The organism is Candidatus Cryosericum septentrionale, from assembly GCF_003570995.1.
In the GTDB taxonomy this organism is placed as follows: domain Bacteria; phylum Caldisericota; class Caldisericia; order Cryosericales; family Cryosericaceae; genus Cryosericum; species Cryosericum septentrionale.
In genome coordinates this window covers 1-5,086 of sequence record NZ_QXIY01000009.1, presented here as the reverse complement: position 1 = coordinate 5,086, position 5,086 = coordinate 1, and the positions used below count along the sequence as shown (strand labels likewise).

Sequence of the window (5,086 nt, the reverse complement as noted above, 5' to 3'; positions counted from 1 at the left end):
TATGCGGTCCTCGCCGGCCAGGTGGTACCTGTTGCCTCACGAGTAAACCTACTCGAACGAGGAGTCGTTGCCTCACATCAGAATCTACTCGAAACCGGATGAAGTTGCCAGTCCATGCCTTTCCTCGGAATGATGTGGGGTTGGTCGTAGTTCCTGGTGAGAACAAGGTCCCGCAGGTGCCGTTGATCCTCAAGGATCGTATCATGAAGAGCGACAGGATCAAGATGCTGCTCCTGAGCCCTGAGCACCTCCTTTGCTTCCTCCGTGATGCAGGGGGAGGCCAGGACACGCTCATACGGGGAGCAGGGTGCGCCATATGAGCGGGTGACTTTGGCTCCCTGTCGTGTCTTGTGGGTGAGCTGCATCACCGGCAGGAAGAAGTTGGTGAACAGCCGGAGCGATTCATAGATCGTGTTCATGAGCAGGACTTCGTCCTCGGTGTCATACCGGAGATACCAGACCGCCTTGCGGACGATGCTCCAGTTCTTCTGCTCCACTGGTCAGTTGTCATTCTTCCTGTATGGGCGGGACCGTGCCTTAGTGATGTGCTCCTGCTGAGGCTAGCGGATCAGGTGGTTGTTCATGAACTCGCTCCCGTACTCCGAATGGATACCCAGGAGCGGGAACGGGAGGTCACTGCAAATGTTGCTCAGTGCAGTCACGACATGCTCCTGACTCTTGTTCCGTACCGCCCTGGTCTCGGTCCACCCTGTTGCCACGTCGGTGACGTCCAGCGTGCAGGCATACTCTCCTCCGGCAACACTGCCTTCATGGGTCACCAGGTCCACAGCGACGAACCCCGGCCGGGTACGGTCCCACTCCGCAGCAGTCTGGACAGGGACCTGCCGCAGGAGGAGCATGCCGGGACGAGGGTGCGGATGTTGCAACCGGTCACAGGTGGCCGGACTCATGCGAAGGAGGAGATCACGAAGAGCAGGAACAAGGTCAAGCTGTCCCCGGGTCAGGGGGAGGGGAGGATGCGCCGCAGGAACGGGACAAGACGCTTGCCACACAGCCTGTCCGACAGATGCCAGAACTCTGTGAGCGCAGGGAGGACCGCCCCCTTGTAGACGGATGCTCTGGGGTGATGCACGGGACCCCTGCCCTGCGCCCCCTTCGTTCGCAGGGTGCTGCGTGCGGAGAAACGGTTGAGATGTGTCAGGTCCACGAACCCGTCCAGGATCTTCGACTTCTCGTTCGGGGGTGTATGGGAGGTATTGTCCTCGCAACTCGTTCATGACGGCTTGTCATTGCTTCACCGTCAACCCCATCTCCTCACCTCTCATCTGTTCACCCTCTTCCATTGGTCCTCCTCAGTCACCTGTGTTGGAGTAGATTTATCCGTGAGGCAACGATGCAATTTGGAGTAGGAAATAGGTGAGGCAATACGAATTATTGACGCCGATGAGGATCCGACACACACTATGACGTTGGTATCCCTAATGAAGGAGGAGTATGAGAAAAACACATCTGCTGAAGGTTTTGTTGACTATCGTGCTGCTGGTCTTCTTGTTACGGGGTGCAAACCAGGCAAGGAACAGTTAGAACAACAGGTACAGAACTCGTACCAGGAGAAACTGAACGAGGATTTTCTGTCCACCGGACGTAAAATATCGGTCACCCAGGTAGTGCTCGTGTCATCTGGAGAAAACAAGCATGAAGGCGTGGTCTGGCTGATTTACCAGTTCCACCAATGGAGCGTCCCTATCACTGTAATCAGTGACGGCAAGACTGTCGTTTGGCAGACCAAACCAGGCGCCTTTTTCTTCCTGCTCCAATGAGATTCACAGCAAGACATTCGAGTAGCTAGTTCTACTATGGCGCTCAACTTCCTCTAATCAGCAAGCAGCAGGTTCCAGTCCAGATTGGCTGGGTCCACCACTGTTTCATGCTGGACCCGTCCCGAAGTGTAACACTGTTACAGTTTGGAACCGTCCCAAGAGTGTTACACCCCGGCGCCATCGTCATCGACATCGGGGTGTTTGCGGCTACTTGCGCTCAGACACGAGCTTTTCGAGGGGTTCGACCCAGTGGGTGCGCATGAAGTCAAAACCTTTCTGCCAGAAGGCCTTGTCGCGCGGGTCGATGCCTGCGAGACCAAGGATCTCGGCGGGGGTCATGGCGCTGCCTGTCTCGAGGATGCGGTAGTAGACGGGCTTGAACTTCTCGCCTCCTTCCTCCAGGTATTTCTGGTACAGCGACAGGACGACAAGTTGCGCGAAGTTGTAGGCGTAGACGTAGAAGGGCCACAGGAACATGTGCTGGACGATACCCCATTCCATGTCGTAGTGTGCGGGGATGGTGACGGAATCACCAAACATGTTGACCAGCTCCTCGTGATAGATGGAGCGGAGCTCATCGGTGGACAGTTGATGGTCGGCGATGAGGCCGTGCGTACGGGTCTCGAACCGGTGGAACATGTTCTGACGGAATGTCGTGGCGAAGGCCGACTCGAGCTTGGAGCAGTAGAGTGCGATCTTCTCCTCAGGGTCCTTCATGCGGCCAAGCAGGTAGTCGGTGACGAGCATTTCGCCAAAGACCGAGGCCACTTCGGCGAGGGGCAGGATGGCGTCGCGGTTGACCGCAGTCTGCTTGGCGGACAGGATACCGTGCATGCCGTGTCCCAGTTCGTGCGCCATGGTCTCCACGTCGCGGCTGGCCCCGGTGAAGTTGAGCATGACCCACGGATGTGCGCCGGGGAGATTGAAGGTGCAGAAGGCCCCTCCCGTCTTGTTGGGTAGGGTGCGGCCGTCGATCCAGTTTTTGTCGAAGAACTGCTGGATGATGTCGTGCGCCCGCTGATCGAACTTGGCATACGCGTCCAGGACGATGGTCCTGGAGTCGTTCCACGTGTACGTGTGGGGCTTGGCGCTGATGGGCGCATAGATGTCCGCCAGCGTGAGCTTTTTGCTGTTTAGAAGGCGCGCCTTGAGGGTGTAGTAGCGCTCGACGATGTCAGTATTGTCCCTGGTAACGTCGGAGAGGGTGTTGACGATCTCTGCGTCCAGCTCGTTGTCCAGGTTCCGCATGCCCATCGGTTCGTCGACGTGGCGCAGCTCGCACTCGATCTGGTGGTCCTTGAGCAAGGTGTCGAAGACGTTGGTAATGACGAGGGTGTTCTCGGCGTACTTGCCAAAGTACTGTTTCATGGCACGTGCGCGCAGACGCGAGTCGGTGCTTTCCCGCAGTGAGCGGACCTGTTCGCCGTTCATGACCTTGCGTTCGCCGTTCACGGTGACTGTGAACTTGAACGAACTCGTCAGCTCCTGGTAGATGCGCTGTATGGCTAGCTTGCCCGTCAGGTCACGCTTGCTGAGCAGCATCTCTTCTTTCTCACTGAGGAGATGCTCTCTCTGCTTGCGCAGGAACAGCAGGTAGTGGCGGTAGTTGTCCAGTGCCTTGTCGGCGACCAGGCGCGCAAAGAGGGCCTCGTCGATCTGGCCCAGTTCGATGGGGAAGAAGACGAGCGTGTTGGAGATGTCACTGCCCAGTTCCTGCATCTTCATCATCAAGCTCTTGGCGCCCTCGTCCAGATTGTCTGTCGTGAGCATGAGCTCTGCATACTCACCGAGGCGGCCGGTCGCGGAGCTAATGCGTTCTTCTTCGACCATGAACTTCCTGAGCTCGGCGGGGGGAATCTTGCCGGCTGCAACCCTGCCGCGGTACTCCGCAGCGAGAGCGGCGGCGTCCCGTCGTACCGCTTTCATGTCGCGTGCGATGCGCGGATCGTCAAGGCTTGCATACAGGGCGCTCAGGTCCCATATGACATTCTCTGACCCCAGTTTTGCTGCTTTCATCGATTCCTCCTTAAGAGCATGTTTGTTCGGACACCTCATGATACCACACAACACCGGGGCCTCAACTGCGCCAATCCATCATTCCCGTTTTCCCTTCCGTCATTCCCGCGCATGCGGGAATCCAGTCCTTTTCTTGAAGGGCGTAGCGAAGGTGTAACAGTCTCGGAGAAAACGGAACCGTCCCGAGAGTGTTACACTCCTCCGTCTTCGAGGGGACCCCACGATGTAGCGGTGGCGCACAACGCGGCTATACTGATGTAACGCACGTCGGCGTGCTTACATCGATTGTGGCGGCCTTTGTGAGTTATGTTTTTTCGCTACACTACTAGGTGAGAGCGAAGCGGTCGGTTGCCGCAATTTGGCCCTGCGGACGGTTCAGAGACTAACGCACTCTCATCAGGGGCAGGGCGGAGAGGAAGAGGGAGGTTGAGATGGCACGAAGACCACGAGCTGTTGAACCAGAGGTGATCGTCGAGGCCAGGGAGAACGAGGATGCCCGTCGGTGTGCTTCGTTGAACGCGTACGGCAGTTACCTGTACGGCCAGGGTAGATGGGAAGAAGCACGTGGTGTCTTCGTCAAAGCCTTGAAGATCCTGCCCAGCGCTGACGTGACGCGCAAGAACCTTGCGGTTGCCTCGAGTGCGTGTGGCTTGAACGACGAGGCTATCGAGATCTTTGCCGATCTGACTGCCAGGTTCCCCGACGATGCATCTCTCCACAACAGTTATGGTTTGGTGTTGCACCATGCCGGTCGCCTCGAGCAGGCCGGGATCGAGTTCGCTCAGGCAGCCGAGCTTGCCCCAACTGAGTACATGTACTGGCACCACAAGGGGACGAATGCCCTTGCCCAGAACAAGACGTCCACCGCGGTAACAGCGCTGGCCCGTGCCATCGCTCTCCCGGGTGCCGCCTCCGTCTGCTACTACAATCTGGCCATGGCTCTGGGTGCGGCACGCGAGACGGAACGCGCCACGATGTTCTTGCAGAAGGCGATTGCACTGCGACCGGACGACCCTGAACTCCTTATGCGTTCAGTGAGAATCATGAACGGTTGGGGAAGACGTGCCACGGCCATCGAGTGCTTGCGGGCATTCACCCGTTCAGGCAGGAGAAGGCACGACGTCGAGCTCCTGCTCAGCGAACTGCTTGCTGACAGCTGATCAGGCTCATGCTCCAGGACGACGTCTGGTCATATTGCACTTCTCTTGAGCTGTTGGTCCCTGGTGCCCGGGTGGTCGTCGCCGTTTCGGGTGGGTCGGATTCGGTCGCGCTGCTACGCCTCCTCTGCT

6 protein-coding genes are annotated in these 5,086 nt (G+C 57.8%); 2 read left to right on the top strand and 4 right to left on the bottom strand.

The annotated features are described in order from the left end of the window. Window positions 1-77 precede the first annotated feature (77 nt). The 3 genes from SMC1_RS02555 to SMC1_RS10315 form a co-directional block, all read right to left on the bottom strand. Window positions 78-497 carry a hypothetical protein gene (locus SMC1_RS02555; RefSeq protein WP_119085246.1) on the bottom strand — a complete coding sequence of 140 codons (420 nt, stop codon included), beginning with the start codon at window positions 495-497 and terminating at the stop codon, window positions 78-80. Between the two features lie 63 nt (window positions 498-560). Continuing rightward, window positions 561-911, bottom strand: a complete 351-nt coding sequence (locus SMC1_RS10320) for a hypothetical protein (protein WP_126855146.1) — start codon at window positions 909-911, stop codon at window positions 561-563. A gap of 50 nt (window positions 912-961) precedes the next feature. After that, window positions 962-1,168 (bottom strand): hypothetical protein, encoded by a 207-nt coding sequence (locus tag SMC1_RS10315; RefSeq protein WP_126855145.1) that lies wholly within the window; start codon window positions 1,166-1,168, stop codon window positions 962-964. A 274-nt stretch (window positions 1,169-1,442) separates the two neighbouring features. Between SMC1_RS10315 and SMC1_RS02545 the strand changes: the two genes are divergently transcribed. After that, entirely contained in the window at window positions 1,443-1,781 is a 339-nt protein-coding gene (locus SMC1_RS02545; protein ID WP_126855144.1) for a hypothetical protein, read from the top strand. Window positions 1,782-1,988: 207 nt separating this feature from the next. Here the strand turns inward: SMC1_RS02545 and SMC1_RS02540 are convergent, their stop codons facing one another. Beyond that, window positions 1,989-3,797, bottom strand: coding sequence for a M3 family oligoendopeptidase (locus SMC1_RS02540; RefSeq protein WP_165849154.1), 1,809 nt, complete (start codon window positions 3,795-3,797; stop codon window positions 1,989-1,991). Between the two features lie 431 nt (window positions 3,798-4,228). Between SMC1_RS02540 and SMC1_RS02535 the strand changes: the two genes are divergently transcribed. Next, a complete protein-coding gene (locus tag SMC1_RS02535; protein ID WP_119085242.1) occupies window positions 4,229-4,957 on the top strand; it encodes a tetratricopeptide repeat protein in 729 nt (242 codons plus the stop codon). The last annotated feature ends 129 nt before the right edge of the window (window positions 4,958-5,086 follow it).